This is a genomic window from Streptomyces sporangiiformans (assembly GCF_005768555.2).
Taxonomy (GTDB): domain Bacteria; phylum Actinomycetota; class Actinomycetes; order Streptomycetales; family Streptomycetaceae; genus Streptomyces; species Streptomyces sporangiiformans.
In genome coordinates this window covers 75343-95324 of record NZ_VCHX02000153.1, presented here as the reverse complement: position 1 = coordinate 95324, position 19982 = coordinate 75343, and the positions used below count along the sequence as shown (strand labels likewise).

Annotated in this window: 19 protein-coding genes and 3 tRNA genes; 19 read left to right on the top strand and 3 right to left on the bottom strand. The window is 67.7% G+C overall.

What is annotated here, in order from left to right:
* Nucleotides 1–74: 74 nt before the first annotated feature.
* A complete protein-coding gene (locus FGD71_RS24320) occupies nt 75–1334 on the bottom strand; it encodes an amidohydrolase family protein (RefSeq protein WP_119102628.1) in 1260 nt (419 codons plus the stop codon).
* 244 nt (nt 1335–1578) lie between these two features.
* Between FGD71_RS24320 and FGD71_RS24315 the strand changes: the two genes are divergently transcribed.
* From FGD71_RS24315 to FGD71_RS24275, 9 genes are all read left to right on the top strand, one after another.
* Nucleotides 1579–1651, top strand: a tRNA-Thr gene (locus tag FGD71_RS24315).
* A gap of 46 nt (nt 1652–1697) precedes the next feature.
* Nucleotides 1698–1770: transfer RNA gene (locus FGD71_RS24310), tRNA-Met, on the top strand.
* Nucleotides 1771–1867: 97 nt separating this feature from the next.
* Nucleotides 1868–2032: a 50S ribosomal protein L33 gene (gene rpmG / locus FGD71_RS24305; protein ID WP_003948671.1), complete on the top strand. Its 165-nt coding sequence runs from the start codon at nt 1868–1870 to the stop codon at nt 2030–2032.
* Nucleotides 2033–2160: 128 nt separating this feature from the next.
* A complete protein-coding gene (locus tag FGD71_RS24300) occupies nt 2161–2613 on the top strand; it encodes a MaoC family dehydratase N-terminal domain-containing protein (protein ID WP_119102627.1) in 453 nt (150 codons plus the stop codon).
* A 5-nt stretch (nt 2614–2618) separates the two neighbouring features.
* Nucleotides 2619–3047, top strand: a complete 429-nt coding sequence (locus FGD71_RS24295; RefSeq protein WP_119102626.1) for a MaoC family dehydratase — start codon at nt 2619–2621, stop codon at nt 3045–3047.
* A gap of 242 nt (nt 3048–3289) precedes the next feature.
* Complete coding sequence (locus FGD71_RS24290) at nt 3290–3862, top strand: TetR/AcrR family transcriptional regulator (protein ID WP_181359262.1); 573 nt, start codon at nt 3290–3292, stop codon at nt 3860–3862.
* Nucleotides 3863–3942: 80 nt separating this feature from the next.
* Nucleotides 3943–5409 (top strand): DHA2 family efflux MFS transporter permease subunit, encoded by a 1467-nt coding sequence (locus tag FGD71_RS24285; protein ID WP_119102625.1) that lies wholly within the window; start codon nt 3943–3945, stop codon nt 5407–5409.
* A 65-nt stretch (nt 5410–5474) separates the two neighbouring features.
* Nucleotides 5475–5852, top strand: a complete 378-nt coding sequence (locus tag FGD71_RS24280) for a DUF3291 domain-containing protein (protein ID WP_119102624.1) — start codon at nt 5475–5477, stop codon at nt 5850–5852.
* 62 nt (nt 5853–5914) lie between these two features.
* Nucleotides 5915–6970, top strand: coding sequence for a UDP-N-acetylmuramate dehydrogenase (locus tag FGD71_RS24275; RefSeq protein ID WP_240436732.1), 1056 nt, complete (start codon nt 5915–5917; stop codon nt 6968–6970).
* Between the two features lie 7 nt (nt 6971–6977).
* On the opposite strand, the gene FGD71_RS24270 is transcribed toward FGD71_RS24275, so the two are convergent.
* Both FGD71_RS24270 and FGD71_RS24265 read right to left on the bottom strand, forming a co-directional pair.
* Nucleotides 6978–7994: an adenosine deaminase gene (locus FGD71_RS24270; RefSeq protein WP_119102622.1), complete on the bottom strand. Its 1017-nt coding sequence runs from the start codon at nt 7992–7994 to the stop codon at nt 6978–6980.
* 141 nt (nt 7995–8135) lie between these two features.
* A complete protein-coding gene (locus FGD71_RS24265; RefSeq protein WP_119102621.1) occupies nt 8136–9362 on the bottom strand; it encodes a pyridoxal phosphate-dependent aminotransferase in 1227 nt (408 codons plus the stop codon).
* Nucleotides 9363–9567: 205 nt separating this feature from the next.
* Between FGD71_RS24265 and FGD71_RS24260 the strand changes: the two genes are divergently transcribed.
* The 10 genes from FGD71_RS24260 (at nt 9568) to rpoB (ending at nt 19938) form a co-directional block, all read left to right on the top strand.
* Nucleotides 9568–9640 (top strand) — tRNA-Trp (locus FGD71_RS24260).
* A gap of 108 nt (nt 9641–9748) precedes the next feature.
* The gene (gene secE, locus FGD71_RS24255; protein ID WP_119102620.1) at nt 9749–10036 is read left to right on the top strand and encodes a preprotein translocase subunit SecE; all 288 of its coding nucleotides are present in this window, start codon (nt 9749–9751) and stop codon (nt 10034–10036) included.
* Between the two features lie 77 nt (nt 10037–10113).
* On the top strand, nt 10114–10977 hold the full coding sequence (gene nusG / locus FGD71_RS24250; RefSeq protein ID WP_119102619.1) for a transcription termination/antitermination protein NusG: 864 nt from the start codon (nt 10114–10116) through the stop codon (nt 10975–10977).
* Between the two features lie 170 nt (nt 10978–11147).
* Nucleotides 11148–11582, top strand: a complete 435-nt coding sequence (gene rplK / locus FGD71_RS24245; RefSeq protein WP_016645192.1) for a 50S ribosomal protein L11 — start codon at nt 11148–11150, stop codon at nt 11580–11582.
* 77 nt (nt 11583–11659) lie between these two features.
* Nucleotides 11660–12382: a 50S ribosomal protein L1 gene (rplA, locus tag FGD71_RS24240; RefSeq protein WP_119102618.1), complete on the top strand. Its 723-nt coding sequence runs from the start codon at nt 11660–11662 to the stop codon at nt 12380–12382.
* A gap of 170 nt (nt 12383–12552) precedes the next feature.
* Nucleotides 12553–13464: an SCO4651 family lipoprotein gene (locus tag FGD71_RS24235; RefSeq protein ID WP_119102617.1), complete on the top strand. Its 912-nt coding sequence runs from the start codon at nt 12553–12555 to the stop codon at nt 13462–13464.
* A 103-nt stretch (nt 13465–13567) separates the two neighbouring features.
* Nucleotides 13568–14428, top strand: a complete 861-nt coding sequence (locus FGD71_RS24230; protein ID WP_119102658.1) for an SCO4651 family lipoprotein — start codon at nt 13568–13570, stop codon at nt 14426–14428.
* A gap of 365 nt (nt 14429–14793) precedes the next feature.
* Nucleotides 14794–15321, top strand: coding sequence for a 50S ribosomal protein L10 (gene rplJ / locus FGD71_RS24225; protein ID WP_119102616.1), 528 nt, complete (start codon nt 14794–14796; stop codon nt 15319–15321).
* 125 nt (nt 15322–15446) lie between these two features.
* Nucleotides 15447–15830, top strand: a complete 384-nt coding sequence (gene rplL / locus FGD71_RS24220) for a 50S ribosomal protein L7/L12 (protein ID WP_119102615.1) — start codon at nt 15447–15449, stop codon at nt 15828–15830.
* A gap of 619 nt (nt 15831–16449) precedes the next feature.
* Complete coding sequence (gene rpoB / locus FGD71_RS24210; RefSeq protein WP_119102614.1) at nt 16450–19938, top strand: DNA-directed RNA polymerase subunit beta; 3489 nt, start codon at nt 16450–16452, stop codon at nt 19936–19938.
* Nucleotides 19939–19982 lie beyond the last annotated feature (44 nt).

The following is a 19982-nucleotide window of genomic DNA, read 5'->3' as shown; positions in this document are numbered from 1 at the left end:
CGTGGGCCCTGAAAACCCCCACACGCGCGCGTGCCCCGGCCCAAAGCCCCCAGGACGGCCCTTCAAGATGGCCTTCAGGACGGCCCCTCAAGATGGTCCCCGGCCCGCCCCTGCCGAGGCAGGTCCAACGCCACAGCCGCAGCCGACCCGCAGTACTCGCGCACCGCGCTCGTCCGCGCCACCACCCGACCCCGGTGCACCACGATCCGGCTGTACGCCAGTGCCAGCGCCCCCGAGAGCCGGTCGCCGCGTACGGCGAGCAGCTCGGCCGGGAAACCCGCCTCCACACGCACCTCGGGCAGCCCCAGCAACGCCCGTGCCGACGAGCTGACCGCGGTGTAGGCGTGCTCGGGGCGCAGCCCGTAGCGCGAGGCCAGCAGGTACGCCGCTTCCAGCGGATCTCCGCGCCCCACAGGATTCGACAGGTCCCTCATCGCCCCGCTGCCCGCCGCGACACGCACCCCGGCCGCCTGCAGCAGTCGTACGGGAGCCGTCCCGCGCCGGTCGACTCCCGAGCAGCCGCCCTGCGGCAGGCAGACCACGGTCACTCCGGCCGCGGCGAGCTGATCCGCCGCCCGCGTCACCGTCTCGAAGGGCAGCCGGCCGAGAGCGCCGCACGGACCGAGCGTCACCCCCGGTCGCAGCCCGCCCGCCATGGCCGCGAACCGCGTGAGCCGCGCCGGATCGTCACCGTCCGTATGCAGATCGACCGGGCAGCCGTGCTCCGACGCGACCTCCAGGACCGCCTCCACGTACCCCGTCGGGTCGGGGTCGAGATCCGGACAGCCGCCCACCACGGAGGCGCCCATTTTCATCGCGTCCCGCAGTATCGCCAGCCCTTCGGCCCCGGCGAGCCCGGTCAGTACCCGCGGCATCGCCACCGCCGTCAGCTCGACGAGGCCCCGCAGCGCCCGCCGCGCCCGGAGCACCGCCGTCAGCGCGCCGAGCCCCTGCACATCGCCCACGTGCACATGTGAGCGCAACGCCGTGGCCCCGTGTCCGAGTTGCAGCAGCGCGGCCTCGGTCGTACGGCGCTGGACGTCCTGACCGTCGTACGAGACCGGACCGTCGCCGTCGGCCGACAGGGCCGTGTCGCTGTGGGCGTGCGCCTCCGCGGGGGCCGGAAGGAGCAGATAGCCGGCGAGGTCCACGCGCGCGGCGTGCGCGTGGAGGCTGCCGGCGGTACCGACCGCCTCGATGCGCCCGCCGCCCAGCCGCACGTCCACGGTCCGGCCGTCGGTCAGCCGCGCACCGCACAGCAGCAGTGCGGAGCCCTCGCCTGGGCCCGGCGAGGGGGACGAGGGAGGGGGCTGCGGCGGCTGACTGTCGGGCATCGCGCTCCTGGGGCTCGGCGGCTGCGGAGAGGGACACCTGATCACGCAGCGTGAGTCGAGCCTAGGATGGCGATCGGCGCGCTTCGAGGAGGAGCGGAATAGTAGTACCGGTGTGGTCCGCTGGGTGTGAGGAGCGGATGGAACTCCTGGGAAGCGCAGGGGAACGTCCTGGAACGGGGTGGGGCAGGTGCCGCGAAACGGATTTGGGCGATCGGTGGCCGAGCGTGTAATGTCTTCATCGCTCGCCCCAATAGCTCAGTCGGCAGAGCGTCTCCATGGTAAGGAGAAGGTCTACGGTTCGATTCCGTATTGGGGCTCTGGTGCGAGAGGTTCCCGCCGCGAGGCGGGGCCCGATCGCATCGCAGCGGTGTAGCTCAGTCGGTAGAGCAAGCGGCTCATAATCGCTGTGTCACCGGTTCAAGTCCGGTCACCGCTACTGACAGTAGCCGATTGTGGGGTCGGTCCTTCGATCGGCTACTCTTTTATGTCTGTGCGTTAAACCCTGTCCCATCCGTTCGTCAAGGAGCACTCACGTGGCTGCCACCGACGTCCGCCCGAAGATCACGCTGGCCTGCGTGGAGTGCAAGGAGCGGAACTACATCACCAAGAAGAACCGGCGTAACAACCCGGACCGTCTTGAGATGAAGAAGCACTGCCCGCGTTGCAACGCGCACACCGCGCACCGCGAAACGCGATAAATCAGGCTCGTACGCGAGGCCGTCCCCAGCAGAATGGGGGCGGCCTCGCGTCGTTGTCGGCCGACCGGGCCGGCCAGAACGAACGCTCAGTTCGGGCAATCACAGCGAACACAGGAGGTACCGAGCCCATGGCGCTCGACCAGTCCTTCGTGGGGCGGTCCTACCCGCCCACCGACCCCTATGAGGTCGGCCGGGAGAAGATCCGCGAGTTCGCGGAAGCGGTGGGAGACCCCAACCCCGCGTACACGGACGCCGAAGCCGCCAAGGCGTTCGGCCACTCCGACGTGATCGCCCCGCCCACGTTTGTGTTCACGATCACCTTCAAGGCCGCGGGGCAGGTCATCCAGGACCCTCAACTGGGCCTCGACTACAGCCGCGTGGTGCACGGCGACCAGAAGTTCGCCTATACGCGCCCGGTGCGCGCGGGCGACCGGCTCACGGTCACCTCGACCATTGAGGCGATCAAGTCCCTCGCGGGCAACGACATCCTGGACATCCGCGGCGAGGTCCACGACGAGGCGGGCGAGCATGTGGTGACCGCCTGGACCAAGCTCGTGGCCCGCGCGGCAGAGGAGGGCTGACACGTATGACGGCGAAGATCGCGTACGAGGATGTGGAGGTCGGCACCGAACTGCCGGCCCAGGCCTTTCCGGTGACCCGAGCCACGCTCGTGCAGTACGCGGGTGCCTCCGGGGACTTCAATCCGATCCACTGGAACGAGAAGTTCGCGGTGGAGGTCGGCCTCCCCGATGTCATCGCGCACGGCATGTTCACGATGGCCGAGGCGATCCGGGTGGTCACCGACTGGGTGGGCGATCCGGGTGCCGTCGTCGAGTACGGCGTGCGCTTCACCAAGCCCGTCGTCGTCCCGAACGACGACACGGGAGCCACGATCGACGTCAGCGCCAAGGTCGGGGCCAAGCTGGACGACAACACCGTGCGCGTCGACCTCACGGCGATGAGCGCGGGCCAGAAGGTCCTGGGGATGTCGCGGGCGGTCGTACGACTGGCCTGAGGGTAGCGCTTGGGCCGTCGGAGCCCGCAAGCTCTTGAGTAAGGGGCACCCTCTATGGAGGCGTGCCCCTTACTTCAAGAGACCTCCTCAGCCGGGAGACCTCCCACCGATGAGCTCTCGCCACTCATGACCGATGATTTCTCCCCGTCCATGAGCTCTGTACGGGCCCACGCCATCCATCGGCTCTGTAGGGGCCGCGCCACCACTTGACTTAGGTAGTGATTGGCCACTAACTTAGTCCCATGGTCAGGATGAGCGCGGAAGAGAGGCGTGAGAGCGTCATTCGCGCGGCGATGAGCGAGTTCGCCCGGGGTGGCTACTACGGCACGTCCACCGAGGCGATCGCCAAGCGTGTGGGCGTCTCGCAGCCGTATCTCTTCCGCCTCTTCCCGGGCAAGAAGGCGATCTTCCTCGCGGCGGCGGAGCGCTGCACGGAGGATATTCGCCGAACCTTCGAGGAGGCGGCCAAGGGCCTGGAGGGCGAAGAGGCCCTGCATGCCATGGCGGACGCGTACACCAAAGTCATCGCGGAGCAGCCGGAGCGGCTGCTGATGCAGATGCAGGTGTACGTCGCGGTGGGCGCCGCCGAGGAGGCCGGTGACCATGAGCTCGGCGAGGCGGCGCGGGCGGGCTGGATGCGCCTGTGGGACACCGTCCATCTGTCGCTCGGCGCCGACCTCGGCGAGACCACGACCTTCATGGCTCACGGGATGCTCATCAACTCCCTGGTGTCCATGGGCTTTCCGCCCGAACACCGGGTGTGGGAAGGGCTCTATCCCTCGGCTGGGGCCAAGGGCCGGCTCGAGAAAGGCTGAAGCGGGGACGGTGCGGATCGGTGCATTTTCACGATCATGAAAGTTAGTCATCAATAACTAATCAACCTTCTGGGGGAGCGATGTCACAGGAGACAGCACGTCGCGGGGGCACAGCCTGGGCACTCGTCATCACCAGCGTCGCCGGGTTCATGGCGGCGCTCGACAACCTCGTCGTCACCACCGCACTGCCCTCGATCCGAGAGGACCTCGGGGGAGGGCTCGACGACCTGGAATGGACCGTGAGCGCGTACACGCTCACCTTCGCCGTCCTGCTGATGTTCGGCGCGGCCCTGGGCGACCGGTACGGCCGCCGTCGGCTCTTCCTCGCCGGAATCGCGATCTTCACCGGGGCCTCGGCCGCCGCTGCCATGGCGCCCGGCATCGACTCGCTGATCGCCGCCCGCGCGGTGCAGGGCGTCGGTGCGGCGATCATGATGCCGCTGACGCTGACCCTGCTGACGGCAGCCGTTCCCGCCGCCAAGCGCGGTATGGCCTACGGGATCTGGGGTGCCGTCAACGGTCTCGCGGTCGCTTCCGGGCCACTCATCGGCGGCAGCCTCACCGAACACGTCTCCTGGGGCTGGATCTTCTGGCTGAACGTGCCGCTCGGCCTGGCCCTGCTGCCGCTCGCCCGGCTCCGCCTCTCGGAGTCGTACGGCTCGGGCGCTCCGCTCGACATCCGCGGCACCCTGCTGGCCAGCGGCGGGCTGTTCGGCATCGTGTACGGCCTGGTCCGCGCGCCCATCGTCGGCTGGACCGACGAACTGGTGATCCTGGGCCTGTTCGCGGGCACGGCTCTGCTTGTCGGCTTCGTGCTGCACGGCAGCCGTGCCCGGCACGCGATGCTGCCGATGCGGCTGTTCCGCAGCCGCGCCTTCGCCGGGATCAACGCGGCCAGCCTGCTGATGTTCCTCGGCATGTTCGGCTCGATCTTCCTGCTCAGCCAGTACATGCAGGGCGTTCTCGGCTACTCGCCCACCGAGGCGGGACTGCGGATGCTGCCCTGGACCGGCATGCCGATGATCGTCGCGCCCATCGCCGGCTATCTGTCCGACCGGATCGGCGGCCGCCCGGTCGTCGCCGTGGGCCTGTTCCTGCAGGCCGTCGGACTGGGCTGGTTCGCCTCCATCGTCGCGACCGACACCTCGTTCGCCGCGCAACTGCCCGCCCTGATCATCAGCGGCATCGGAATGTCCCTCTTCTTCGCCCCGGCCTCCAGCCTGGTCATGTCCAGCGTCAAGGGGCATGAGCAGGGAATCGCGTCCGGCGCCAACAACGCGCTGCGCGAGGTCGGTGGCGCGCTCGGTATCGCGGTGATGGCCTCGATCTTCTCCGCCCAGGGCGGCTACGAGAGCGGCCAGACCTTCGTGGACGGCATCCGGCCGGCGCTGTGGGTCGGCGCCTCCGCGGTGGCCCTGGCGGGCGTCGCGGCCCTGTTCATCCCGGCCCGGCGCCGCACTGCCGAGGCCAGGACGCGGGACGCCGCCGAGGCAGACACCGGGGCCGAGACGGCGCCCGCGCCGGTGCTGGAGACCGCCTCGCGCTGAGTCCGGAAAACGAACCTTCTGTTTTCACAGTGGATCCAGAAACCAAACCTGGAAGGAGCACGGCCATGCCCACCCTCCCCTGGACCATGCCGAACATCCCGCCGGACCACGCCGAGGTCCATGTCTTCGCCTCCCGCTTCGAAACCCGCACTCTCTGGGGAGCGCTCAGGTTCCTCGCCAGGACCCCGGGTGTCTGGCGGCAGGTGAGCAGGGCGCCCGGCGCGTACGGTGCCACGCTGAAGGCCGCGCCGCTGCGGCGCACCTTCTGGACCCTGTCCGCCTGGGAGTCGCCCGCGGCGCTCAAGGCCTTCGCGCACGGCGGCGTTCACGCGCCGACCGCCCGGGGCCTCGCTCCTCAGATGCGGGACGCGAAGTTCGCCACCTGGACGGTGACGACGGACGACCTCCCGCTGGACTGGGCGGACGCGCTCCGACGCCTGTGACCGAGCCCCGCGGAGAACGGCCCCGCCCTGCCCGGCGGGGCCGTTCTCGTACCCTTGTGCACGTGCAGGAACTCCACGACGCCCCACTGGCCCCACTGACCACATTCCGGCTCGGCGGCCCCGCCAAGCGCCTGATCACCGCGACGACCGACGCCGAGGTGATCGCCGCCGTCCGCGAGGCCGATGACACGGGTACTCCGCTGCTGCTCATCGGTGGCGGATCCAACCTGGTCATCGGTGACAAGGGCTTCGCGGGAACCGCCCTGCGCATCGCCACGCGCGGCTTCGAACTCGACGGTACGGCGCTGGAGCTGGCCGCCGGCGAGGTGTGGACCGACGCGGTCGCCCGCACCGTCGAGGCCGGCCTCGCGGGCGTCGAGTGTCTCGCCGGCATCCCCGGCTCGGCGGGTGCGACGCCGATCCAGAACGTAGGCGCGTACGGCCAGGAAGTGTCGTCGACGATCACCGAGGTGATCGCCTACGACCGGAAGACCCGCGAGACGGTCACCGTTGCGAACGCCGAGTGCGCCTTCTCGTACCGCCACAGCCGGTTCAAGGCCGACCCCGAGCGCTTCGTCGTCCTGCGGGTCCGCTTCGCGCTGGAGGACGCGGCCGGGCTCTCCGCGCCGATCAAGTACGCCGAGACGGCCCGCGCCCTCGGTGTCGAGCCCGGCGACCGCGTGCCCCTCGCGGCCGCTCGCGAGACCGTTCTGAAGCTGCGCTCCGGCAAGGGCATGGTCCTCGATCCCGAGGACCACGACACGTGGTCGGCGGGGTCGTTCTTCACCAACCCGATCCTCACGGACGAGGAGTTCGCCGCGTTCCACGCGCGCGTGGAGGCGCGTTTGGGTGCCGGCGTCACCCCGCCCGCGTACTCGGCGGGGGACGGGCACACCAAGACCTCCGCGGCCTGGCTGATCGACAAGTCGGGCTTCACCAAGGGCTACGGCACCGGCCCGGCGCGCATCTCCACCAAGCACACCCTTGCCCTCACCAACCGGGGCGGGGCCACCACGGAGGACCTGCTCGCACTGGCCCGCGAGGTCGTCGCCGGAGTCCACGACGCCTTCGGGATCACGCTGGTCAACGAACCCGTGACGGTGGGCGTCAGCCTGTGACCGCGGCTCATGCGAGCCAGTCGTCGACCCCGGACAGCAGCTTCTCCTTGACGTCCTCCGGCGCCGCCGACCCCCGGATCGACTGCCGTGCCAGCTCGGCCAGTTCGGCGTCAGTGAAGCCGTGATGGCGTCGCGCGATCTCGTACTGGGCGGCCAGCCGCGACCCGAAGAGCAGCGGGTCGTCCGCGCCGAGCGCCAAAGGGACCCCGGCCTCGAAGAGCGTGCGCAGGGGGACGTCCTCCGGCTTTTCGTACACCCCTAGGGCGACGTTCGACGCCGGGCACACCTCGCAGGTCACCCCACGGTCCGCGAGCCGCTTCAGCAGACGCGGGTCCTCGGCGGCCCGCACCCCGTGCCCGATCCGCGTGGCGTCCAGGTCGTCCAGGCAGTCGCGCACCGACGAGGGACCCGTCAGCTCGCCGCCGTGCGGGGCCGACAGCAGCCCGCCCTCGCGCGCGATGGCGAAGGCCCGGTCGAAGTCCCGTGCCATACCGCGTCGTTCGTCGTTGGAGAGGCCGAAGCCGACGATGCCCCGGTCCGCGTACCGCACGGCGAGGCGGGCCAGCGTGCGGGCGTCCAGCGGGTGCTTCATACGGTTCGCGGCCACGAGGACCCGCATCCCGAGTCCGGTCTCGCGCACGGCCGAGTCCACCGCGTCCAGGATGACCTCCAGGGCCGGAATCAGCCCGCCCAGACGAGGCGCGTACGACGTCGGGTCGACCTGGATCTCCAACCAGCCGGAGCCGTCCTTGACGTCCTCTTCGGCGGCCTCGCGCACCAGCCGCTGAATGTCCTCGGGCTCTCTGAGGCACGACCGTGCCGCGTCGTACAGCCGCTGGAAACGGAACCAGCCACGCTCGTCCGTGGCCCGCAGCTTCGGCGGCTCCCCGCTGGTCAGCGCGTCGGGCAGCCGTACGCCGTACTTGTCGGCCAGCTCCAGCAGGGTGGAGGACCGCATGGACCCGGTGAAGTGCAGGTGCAGATGAGCTTTCGGTAGTTCAGAGACATCACGTACGTGCTCCATCCCAAGATCCTGCCGCACGTCCTTGTCGTGCCGGTACCGCTTTCCCCGATAGTGGTCTTGCTCGCACTGAAAAGCGGGCCGCCGACCTACTCACCGTGAGTAGGTCGGCGGCCCGCACGCGCGCGCAGAGCACGAAAAACGTCAGTCCCGCGCCTCTGCCAGCAGCTTCTGGATCCGCGAGACACCCTCGACGAGATCCTCGTCACCCAGGGCGTACGACAGCCGCAGGTAGCCCGGCGTGCCGAAGGCCTCGCCCGGGACGACCGCGACCTCGGCCTCCTCCAGGATCAGGGCGGCCAGCTCGACCGTGTCCTTCGGGCGCTTGCCGCGGATCTCCTTGCCGATGAGGGCCTTCACGGAGGGGTACGCGTAGAAGGCGCCCTCGGGCTCGGGGCAGACCACGCCGTCGATCTCGCTGAGCATGCGCACGATGGTCTTGCGGCGGCGGTCGAAGGCCTCACGCATCTTGGCGACGGCGTCCAGCTCGCCCGAGACGGCGGCGAGCGCGGCGACCTGCGCCACGTTCGACACATTGGACGTGGCGTGCGACTGGAGGTTCGTCGCTGCCTTCACCACGTCCTTCGGGCCGATGATCCAGCCCACGCGCCAGCCCGTCATCGCGTAGGTCTTGGCCACGCCGTTGACCACGACGCACTTGTCGCGCAGCTCGGGCAGGAGGGCCGGCAGCGACACGGAGGCCGCGTCCCCGTAGACGAGGTGCTCGTAGATCTCGTCCGTCATCACCCACAGGCCGTGCTCGACGGCCCACTGGCCGATGGCCCTGGTGTCGGCCTCGCTGTAGACCGCGCCGGTCGGATTGGAGGGGGACACGAAGAGGACGACCTTGGTCTTCTCCGTGCGGGCCGCCTCCAGCTGCTCGACCGAGACCCGGTAGCCGGTGGTCTCGTCGGCGACGACCTCGACCGGGACACCGCCGGCGAGACGGATCGACTCGGGGTACGTCGTCCAGTACGGAGCCGGAACGATCACCTCGTCACCGGGGTCGAGGATCGCGGCGAACGCCTCGTAGATCGCCTGCTTGCCACCGTTGGTCACCAGGATCTGCGAGACGTCGGGCTCGTAGCCGGAGTCGCGCAGGGTCTTCGCGGCGATCGCGGCCTTCAGCTCGGGCAGGCCGCCGGCCGGCGTGTAGCGGTGGTACTTCGGGTTCTTGCACGCCTCTACGGCGGCCTCGACGATGTAGTCCGGCGTCGGGAAGTCGGGCTCGCCGGCGCCGAAGCCGATCACCGGTCGCCCGGCGGCCTTGAGGGCCTTGGCCTTGGCGTCCACGGCGAGGGTGGCGGACTCGGAGATCGCGCCGACTCGGGCGGAGACCCGGCGCTCGGTGGGAGGGGTTGCTGGGCTCATGGGCCCCATCGTTCCAGACCCGAAACGTCCGTGGCACATGGGTTTCACAGACTGAACAGGCCCTGCCAAAGCCCGTACGGACGCTTCCTGTTCGACGACCGGCCGCCGACCACGTACACTCTCACCTCGTTGGCCTTCACCGGCCCGCACTCACCCGGTGCACACCGAGCACTCGGGCCGATGCGGTACGTTGATGGGGAAACAAAGGGTCGTAGCTCAATTGGTAGAGCACTGGTCTCCAAAACCAGCGGTTGGGGGTTCAAGTCCCTCCGGCCCTGCTACACACTCCTTCGCCAGGAAGTGTGCGCATGTACGTACTGCAATGCACCCGCCGTGCGGCTCAACCGGGCGCGGCACGGCCACGACCCGGAATCAGGTGAGGACGAGTGACGGACGCCGTGGGCTCCATCGACATGCCTGATGCCCAGGATGAGGCGCCGGAGTCCAAGAAGAAGGGCCGCAAGGGCGGCAAACGTGCCAAGAAGGGTCCGTTGAAGCGCCTCGCCCTCTTCTACCGCCAGATCATCGCGGAACTCCGCAAGGTCGTCTGGCCGACTCGCAGTCAGCTGACGACATACACCACTGTGGTGATTGTCTTCGTTGTCATCATGATCGGTCTGGTGACTGTGATTGACTTTGGACTCGACAAGGCAGCCAAGTACGTCTTCGGCTGAGCAAAGCGCGAAGGGCGCCGTACTCGGCGCCCCATTTCGCGTGTTCCACCCCCATGATCCAGGAAGAAGCAGCCACCGTGTCTGACCCGAACCTGAACGACGCCGGCGAGTCGGTCGAGTCCGTTGACGACGAGCTCGACATCGTCGAGGGCGCGGACGCCAAGGACGAGTTCGAGGCTGCCGACGCCGAAGCCGGCGAGGCCGCCGAAGAGGCTGCCCTGAACCTCGAGGACGAGTCCGGCGAGGACCGCGAGGGCGACGTGGACGCCGCGGACCTGGCCGTCTCCGACGAGACCGAGGAAGCCGAGGAAGAGGCCGAGCCGGTCGACCCGATCGCCGCCCTTCGCGAGGAACTCCGCACGCTGCCCGGCGAGTGGTACGTCATCCACACCTACGCCGGTTACGAGAACCGCGTGAAGACCAACCTCGAGCAGCGAGCCGTCTCGCTGAACGTCGAGGACTTCATCTTCCAGGCCGAGGTGCCGCAGGAAGAGGTCGCGCAGATCAAGAACGGCGAGCGCAAGACCGTCCGCCAGAACAAGCTCCCCGGCTATGTGCTGGTGCGCATGGACCTGACGAACGAGTCCTGGGGCGTCGTCCGTAACACGCCCGGTGTCACCGGCTTCGTGGGCAACGCCTACGACCCGTACCCGCTGACGCTGGACGAGATCGTCAAGATGCTCGCCCCGGAGGCCGAGGAGAAGGCCGCCCGCGAGGCCGCCGAAGCCGAGGGCAAGCCGGCTCCGGCCCGCAAGGTCGAGGTCCAGGTGCTCGACTTCGAGGTCGGCGACTCGGTCACCGTCACCGACGGCCCGTTCGCGACGCTGCAGGCGACCATCAACGAGATCAACGCCGACTCGAAGAAGGTCAAGGGCCTTGTCGAGATCTTCGGCCGCGAGACCCCGGTCGAGCTGTCCTTCGACCAGATCCAGAAGAACTAGCAACCGCTGGAACAGCCGCTTCCGACCAGGTCAGGCGATCGCTCGAGCGTCCGCCTGACCTGCTCGGTTTTTGGCCGCACATGGATACCCGTTATCGTTGTGCGGTATGCCTCCATCCGGATGATCCGGTTCGGACGGCTGGAAACTCTCACTAGGACCCGGAGAGAGCAATGCCTCCCAAGAAGAAGAAGGTCACGGGGCTCATCAAGCTCCAGATCCAGGCCGGCGCCGCCAACCCGGCTCCGCCGGTCGGCCCCGCGCTGGGCCAGCACGGCGTCAACATCATGGAGTTCTGCAAGGCGTACAACGCCGCGACCGAGTCGCAGCGTGGCTGGGTGATCCCGGTGGAGATCACGGTCTACGAGGACCGCTCCTTCACCTTCATCACCAAGACGCCGCCGGCCGCCAAGATGATCCTCAAGGCCGCGGGCGTGGAGAAGGGCTCCGGCGAGCCGCACAAGACCAAGGTCGCCAAGATCACCGAGGCGCAGGTCCGCGAGATCGCCACCACCAAGATGCCCGACCTCAACGCGAACGACCTGGACGCCGCGTCGAAGATCATCGCCGGTACCGCCCGCTCCATGGGCATCACCGTCGAGGGCTGATCACACCCCGTAGACCTCTGTGGTAGGGCCAGCGCTGGTCCGCACCACGAACTCCATACCTGAACTCAGGAGTAGAAGTGAAGCGCAGCAAGTCTCTCCGCGCTGCGGACGCCAAGATCGACCGGGAGAAGCAGTACGCCCCGCTCGAGGCCGTGCGTCTCGCCAAGGAGACCTCCACGACGAAGTTCGACGGCACCGTCGAGGTCGCCTTCCGCCTGGGCGTTGACCCGCGCAAGGCCGACCAGATGGTCCGTGGCACCGTGAACCTCCCGCACGGCACCGGTAAGACCGCCCGGGTCCTGGTCTTCGCGACCGGTGACCGTGCCGAGGCCGCGCTCGCCGCGGGCGCCGACATCGTCGGCTCCGACGAGCTCATCGACGAGGTGTCGAAGGGCCGTCTCGACTTCGACGCCGTCGTCGCCACCCCGGACCTCATGGGCAAGGTCGGCCGCCTCGGCCGTGTCCTCGGCCCGCGTGGTCTGATGCCGAACCCGAAGACCGGCACCGTGACCCCGGACGTGGCCAAGGCCGTGACCGAGATCAAGGGCGGCAAGATCGAGTTCCGCGTCGACAAGCACTCGAACCTGCACTTCATCATCGGCAAGGTGTCCTTCGACGACACCAAGCTGGTGGAGAACTACGGCGCCGCGCTGGAGGAGATCCTCCGTCTGAAGCCGTCGGCCGCCAAGGGTCGCTACATCAAGAAGGCCGCCATCACCACCACGATGGGCCCCGGCATTCCGATCGACCCGAACCGCACGCGCAACCTCCTCGTCGAGGAGGACCCGGCCGCCGTCTGATCCGACGGCAGCCGCGAGCCGCAGGCCGGCACGCGTAGGTGTTCTCAGCGGGCCCCGCAACCTTTCGAGGTGCGGGGCCCGTCCCTTTTTGGTGAATGCGGATTTTTCGGATCCGTGTCAGTGGCCTGCGCTAGCGTGCGGGGCACAGGTATCGCATAGGGGTGGGACAAATGAAGAGCACGACCGTGCGTCGCGTGGCCCTGTCGATCGCGGTGACCGCCGCGCTGACGGGGGTGGCGGCCTGCAGCGGCTCGGACTCCCCCAAGGGCTCCAGGGGAGGCGACAAGGCGGCCGATGACAAGGCCGGTGACGGTACGAACAAGGCCGGCCCGATAGCGGCCCTGCGCTCCGTGGAGAAGAACACCGACAACGCCGACTCCGCCAAGGTCGAGTCCACGACGACCATGGGCACGATGATGTCCATGAAGGCGGACGGCGCCCTTGGCTGGGACGACGGCATCACCGGCACCGTGACGATCACCTACACGGGCGGCACGATGTCGGACACGATGCGCCAGCTGGGCTCCACGTCGATGGAGGCCCGCTATCTGCCCGACGCCTACTACGCGAAGATGGGCGACAAGTTCGCCGAGCAGTCGGGCGGCAAGCACTGGATCAGGTACGCGTACGACGACCTGACGGACCTCGCCGGGGGCTCGGGCGCGTATCTGAGGGACCAGATGCAGAACACCACCCCGAACCAGTCGGTGAAGCTCCTGCTGGCGTCTGGCGACGTGAAGAAGGTCGGCGAGGAGAAGGTGCGCGGCCAGAACACCACGCACTACTCGGGCACGGTGGACGTCGCGGATCTCGCCGGGCGGAACTCGAACCTCACCAAGGACCAACTGGCCGACATGAAGCGCCAGTTGGAGCACGCCGGAGTGACGACCGAGACGGTCGACATCTGGGTCAACGACGACGACCTGCTGGTCAAGAAGACCGAGAAGGGCGAGCTGGCGACCGGCTCGATGTCCTCGACGGCGTACTACAGCGACTACGGGGTGGAAGTCTCCGCCGAGGAGCCGCCGGCGAGCGACACCGCCGACTTCAAGGACCTGATGCGGAATCAGCCCGCAGCGTGAGGCCGCGAGTTGCTGGGACTCGTAAACCGGGCCGCCGAAATGGTGCGACTGGGATAAAGTCGCGCTCTGCTCACTGATCGGTCAGATGTTCCTGGGGGGACTCATGATGTTTTCCGTACGCGGCTCCGTACGGCACAGAGCGGCCGGTGCCGTTCTTGCCGCCGCGTTCCTGTCTGTCGGCGCGACCGCATGCGGGTCCTCGGGGAAGGGGAGCTCGGAGGGGGACTCTCCGCGTATGACGCCCGCCGCGGCCGTGGCCAAGGCGGCGAAGAACACGGAGGACATCACCTCCTTCCGGTACCGGATGACCGGGCGGACCCCGGAGGAAGGCCGCATCAAGGCCGAGGCCGGCATGCGGACGAAGCCCACGGTGGCCATGAGCATGAAGGTGACGGCGCTCGACCAGGGGGCGGACGGGACGGCCGAGATCCGTCTCGTCGACAAGGTGATGTACATCGGGGGCGGCGCCGCGGCCGCCGAAATGCTGGACGGCAAGAGCTGGATGAAGATCGACATGTCCTCGCTGGGCGCCGAGAAGGGGATCGGCAACAGCCCGCTGGGCGGCCAGGCCAAGAAGAACCCCGCCGACCAGTCCACGTTCCTGACTGGCTCCAAGGACGTGAAGGAGATCGGCACCGAGACCGTCGACGGTGTGGAGACGACCCATTACAAGGGGACGGTCACGATGATGGAGCTCCGGAAGTCACTGCAGGACGAGGACGACGCCACCTTGGAGCGGCGCTTCGACCAGTTCATGGACCTGGGCGTCGACAAGCTCACGATGGACATGTGGATCGACGGCGAGGACCACACGAAGCAGTTCCGCATGCGGGGCGACGCCGACAAGGGGCCGCTCGACATGACCATCACCTTCCTCGACTACAACAAGCCGGTGACGGTCGAGGCGCCGCCCGCCAAGGACACCGTCGACCTGGCCGAGATGATGGCCGACGCCCAGAGCTGACGGCCGGGAAAAAGAGCTGAGCATCCGCCCGGACGGTCCCCGTCCGGGCGGATTTGCTTGGTACTCGACCGGTCGCGTATTCTTCCCGGGAAGCCAAAGACCGCTGGTCGTTGCTGTGTGCTCGTACGAGGGCACAGCGGCCGAAGGATCCGCTGAACTGCGGACGACCCGCGTAGGTGACTGTGGAAGTGCTCCCGCCTCCCGTAAGGGATGTCCGGTCGAGTTCACGCCCCGTGCGCCTGCGCCGGGGCGTTTCGTTTTGAAGTCGAGCCCCTTCCTCGCGTGCCTGATTCAGGCGGTCCGGCTACGTGCGGCTGATCGAGAGGTCAGTCGAGGATCATCACCCCGGAAGGAGGCCGAGGCTCATGGCGACGTCCGACAAGGTCGCAGCCGTCGAAGAGATCACCAGGAAGCTGCGTGACTCCAACGCCGCTGTTGTCACTTCTTACACCGGACTGACCGTGGCGCAGCTCAAGGAGCTCCGCCGTTCTCTCGGCGAGAACGCTCAGTACCGAGTGGTGAAGAACACGCTGACCCAGATCGCGGCCAAGGAGGCCGGGGTCCAGCTGGACGAGCACCTCAAGGGCTCGACCGCTGTTGCCTTCGTGACCGGTGACCCGGTCGTGGCGGCGAAGGGTCTGCGTGACTTCGCCAAGGACAACCCCGCTCTCGTCATCAAGGGCGGTGTCCTTGACGGCAAGGCGCTGTCCGCCGACGAGATCAAGAAGCTTGCGGACCTCGAGTCCCGCGAGGTTCTGCTCGCCAAGCTGGCGGGCGCCATGAAGGGCAAGCAGTCCCAGGCTGCCGCGCTCTTCCAGGCGCTTCCCTCGAAGTTCGTCCGCACCGCGGAAGCGCTTCGTGCCAAGAAGGCCGAGCAGGGCGGTGCCGAGTAATTCGGCTCGCACATTGACCGCGGCCTGAGGCAGCGCGCCTGAGGCGGACGGTCGAAGCGGGCCCAACGTACGCCCGCCGACATGTACATCCGGCACCAGCCGAATTAGTGGAAGGATCGCCCATCATGGCGAAGCTCAGCCAGGAAGACCTGCTCGCGCAGTTCGAGGAGATGACCCTCATCGAGCTCTCCGAGTTCGTGAAGGCGTTCGAGGACAAGTTCGACGTCACCGCTGCCGCTCCGGCCGCCGTTGCCGTCCAGGGCGGCCCCGTCGCCCCGGCCGAGGCCGAGGCCGAGCAGGACGAGTTCGACGTCATCCTCACCGGCGCCGGCGACAAGAAGATCCAGGTCATCAAGGTCGTGCGTGAGCTGACCTCCCTGGGTCTGAAGGAGGCCAAGGACCTCGTGGACGGCGCTCCGAAGCCGGTCCTCGAGAAGGTCGCCAAGGACGCCGCCGAGAAGGCCGCCGAGTCCCTCAAGGGCGCCGGCGCCTCCGTCGAGGTCAAGTAAGTCTCCCTGTGCGGCCCACGGGCCCACAGCGACTGCCGTGACCACGGCTCTCCCGTAGGGCTGTAACGCGGACGCACTGAAGAGCGATCACCCATCTGGGTGGTCGCTCTTCGCGTTCGAGGGGGCGCGGTGGCGGCTCCCTTGCACTGTCGGTCGCGACGAGTATGGTGATCTTCGTTGTGCCCGACTCTCCCCGTGACGGGCAGCAAGACGGGTAGCAAGACGGGTTGCAAGTGACGATGGCAGCACCCGGTTAGGGCTTGGGGGCCTTGACGAACCGCACGCAGCGCGCAATTCTCAGGACGCGTCGTCACAACGATCCGGATCCGAGGCATGGATCGGCGGCGAAGAGGGCAGTATCGATGTGCATCGAGGGCGTGGCTTGCAGCAGGTGTTGAGAACAACGAGGGTCTCCAAAAACCCGCACTGGACATCAGTGGGCCGAGTGGCTACACTGACCCTTTGCGCTGCCTGTTAGCTGCCTCCTGCCCGTCACCAGGGGCATGCCCTCGCTTGAGCATGGTGAAAAGAAATAGCCCTGACTTGGGATTTCTTTCTCTGTGCCCGGCTAGGGACCGGTACGCGCGTAGTGAGTCCGAGCCCTCGGAAGGACCCCCTCTTGGCCGCCTCGCGCACTGCCTCGACCGCGAATACGAACAACGGCGCCAGCACCGCCCCGCTGCGCATCTCCTTTGCAAAGATCAAGGAGCCCCTCGAGGTTCCGAACCTTCTTGCGCTGCAAACCGAGAGCTTCGACTGGCTGCTCGGTAATGACGCGTGGAAGGCTCGTGTCGAGGCGGCTCTGGACAGTGGACAGGACGTCCCCACCAAGTCCGGCCTGGAGGAGATCTTCGAGGAGATCTCCCCGATCGAGGACTTCTCCGGGTCGATGTCGCTGACCTTCCGCGACCACCGTTTCGAGCCCCCGAAGAACTCCATCGACGAGTGCAAGGAGCGCGACTTCACGTACGCCGCCCCGCTCTTCGTCACGGCCGAGTTCACGAACAACGAGACCGGCGAGATCAAGTCCCAGACCGTCTTCATGGGCGACTTCCCGCTCATGACGAACAAGGGCACCTTCGTCATCAACGGCACCGAGCGTGTCGTGGTGTCCCAGCTGGTCCGTTCGCCGGGTGTCTACTTCGACTCCTCCATCGACAAGACGTCCGACAAGGACATCTTCTCCGCGAAGGTCATCCCGTCCCGGGGTGCCTGGCTGGAGATGGAGATCGACAAGCGCGACATGGTCGGTGTGCGCATCGACCGCAAGCGCAAGCAGTCCGTCACCGTCCTGCTCAAGGCGCTCGGCTGGACGACCGAGCAGATCCTCGAGGAGTTCGGCGAGTACGAGTCCATGCGCGCCACCCTGGAGAAGGACCACACCCAGGGCCAGGACGACGCGCTGCTCGACATCTACCGCAAGCTGCGTCCGGGCGAGCCTCCGACCCGCGAGGCCGCGCAGACGCTGCTCGAGAACCTCTACTTCAACCCGAAGCGCTACGACCTCGCGAAGGTCGGCCGCTACAAGGTCAACAAGAAGCTGGGCGGCGACGCCCCGCTGGACGCCGGGATCCTGACCGTCGAGGACATCATCTCGACGATCAAGTACCTGGTGAAGCTGCATGCCGGTGAGACCGAGACCGTCATGGGCGACGCCGGCACCTCGATCGTCGTCGAGACCGACGACATCGACCACTTCGGCAACCGTCGTCTGCGCAACGTCGGCGAGCTCATCCAGAACCAGGTCCGTACGGGTCTGGCTCGTATGGAGCGCGTCGTGCGTGAGCGCATGACGACTCAGGACGTCGAGGCGATCACGCCGCAGACCCTGATCAACATCCGGCCGGTCGTCGCCTCCATCAAGGAGTTCTTCGGCACCAGCCAGCTGTCCCAGTTCATGGACCAGAACAACCCGCTGTCCGGTCTCACCCACAAGCGCCGTCTGTCGGCTCTTGGCCCGGGTGGTCTCTCCCGTGAGCGGGCCGGCTTCGAGGTCCGTGACGTGCACCCCTCGCACTACGGCCGCATGTGCCCGATCGAGACCCCTGAAGGCCCGAACATCGGCCTGATCGGCTCGCTCGCCTCGTACGGCCGGGTCAACGCGTTCGGCTTCGTCGAGACGCCCTACCGCCGGGTCACCGACGGTTTCGTCACCGACGAGGTCGACTACCTGACCGCCGACGAGGAAGACCGCTTCGTCATCGCCCAGGCCAACGCGCCGCTGTCGGACGACATGCGGTTCGAAGAGGCGCGCGTGCTCGTCCGCCGCCGTGGCGGCGAGGTCGACTACGTCGCCGGTGACGACGTGGACTACATGGACGTCTCCCCGCGCCAGATGGTGTCGGTCGCGACCGCCATGATCCCGTTCCTCGAGCACGACGACGCCAACCGTGCCCTCATGGGCGCGAACATGATGCGTCAGGCCGTGCCGCTGATCACCGCCGAGGCCCCCCTCGTCGGTACGGGCATGGAGTACCGCTGCGCCGTCGACGCCGGTGACGTCATCAAGGCCGAGAAGGCGGGTGTGGTCCAGGAGGTCTCCGCGGACTACATCACCGTGGCCAACGACGACGGCACGTACACCACGTACCGCGTGGCCAAGTTCTCCCGCTCCAACCAGGGCACCTCGGTCAACCAGAAGGTTGTCGTCAACGAGGGCGACCGGGTCGTCGAGAGCCAGGTTCTGGCCGACGGTCCGGCCACCCAGGAAGGCGAGATGGCGCTGGGCAAGAACCTGCTCGTCGCCTTCATGCCGTGGGAGGGCCACAACTACGAGGACGCGATCATCCTGTCGCAGCGCCTCGTGCAGGACGACGTCCTCTCCTCGATCCACATCGAGGAGCACGAGGTCGACGCCCGTGACACCAAGCTCGGCCCCGAGGAGATCACCCGGGACATCCCGAACGTCTCCGAGGAGGTCCTCGCCGACCTCGACGAGCGCGGCATCATCCGCATCGGTGCCGAGGTCATCGCCGGCGACATCCTCGTCGGCAAGGTGACCCCCAAGGGTGAGACCGAGCTGACGCCGGAGGAGCGCCTGCTGCGCGCGATCTTCGGTGAGAAGGCCCGTGAGGTCCGCGACACCTCGCTGAAGGTGCCGCACGGCGAGACCGGCAAGGTCATCGGCGTGCGCGTCTTCGACCGCGAGGAGGGCGACGAGCTTCCCCCCGGTGTGAACCAGCTGGTGCGCGTGTACGTGGCGCAGAAGCGCAAGATCACCGACGGTGACAAGCTCGCCGGCCGTCACGGCAACAAGGGCGTCATCTCCAAGATCCTGCCGATCGAGGACATGCCGTTCCTGGAGGACGGCACCCCGGTCGACATCATCCTCAACCCGCTGGGTGTCCCGTCCCGAATGAACCCGGGACAGGTCCTGGAGATCCACCTCGGCTGGCTCGCCAGCCGCGGCTGGGACGTCTCCGGCCTCGCGGACGAGTGGGCGCAGCGCCTGCAGGTCATCGGCGCCGACCAGGTCGACCCGGGCACCAACGTCGCCACCCCCGTCTTCGACGGTGCGCGTGAGGACGAGCTCGCCGGTCTGCTGCAGCACACCATCCCGAACCGCGACGGAGAGCGCATGGTGCTCCCGACCGGTAAGGCGCGTCTGTTCGACGGCCGCTCCGGCGAGCCGTTCCCGGACCCGATCTCCGTCGGGTTCATGTACATCCTCAAGCTCCACCACCTGGTCGACGACAAGCTGCACGCTCGCTCGACCGGGCCGTACTCCATGATCACCCAGCAGCCGCTGGGTGGTAAGGCCCAGTTCGGTGGTCAGCGCTTCGGTGAGATGGAGGTGTGGGCGCTGGAGGCTTATGGCGCCGCGTACGCCCTCCAGGAGCTGCTGACCATCAAGTCCGACGACGTGACCGGCCGCGTGAAGGTCTACGAGGCCATCGTCAAGGGCGAGAACATTCCCGAGCCCGGCATCCCCGAGTCCTTCAAGGTGCTCATCAAGGAGATGCAGTCCCTGTGCCTGAACGTGGAGGTGCTGTCCTCGGACGGTATGTCCATCGAGATGCGCGACACGGATGAGGACGTCTTCCGCGCCGCGGAGGAGCTCGGTATCGACCTGTCCCGGCGCGAGCCGAGCAGCGTCGAAGAGGTCTGACGGGTCTGGCGGAGGGCTTCCACAGAAGTCCCGGAAGCTCTCCG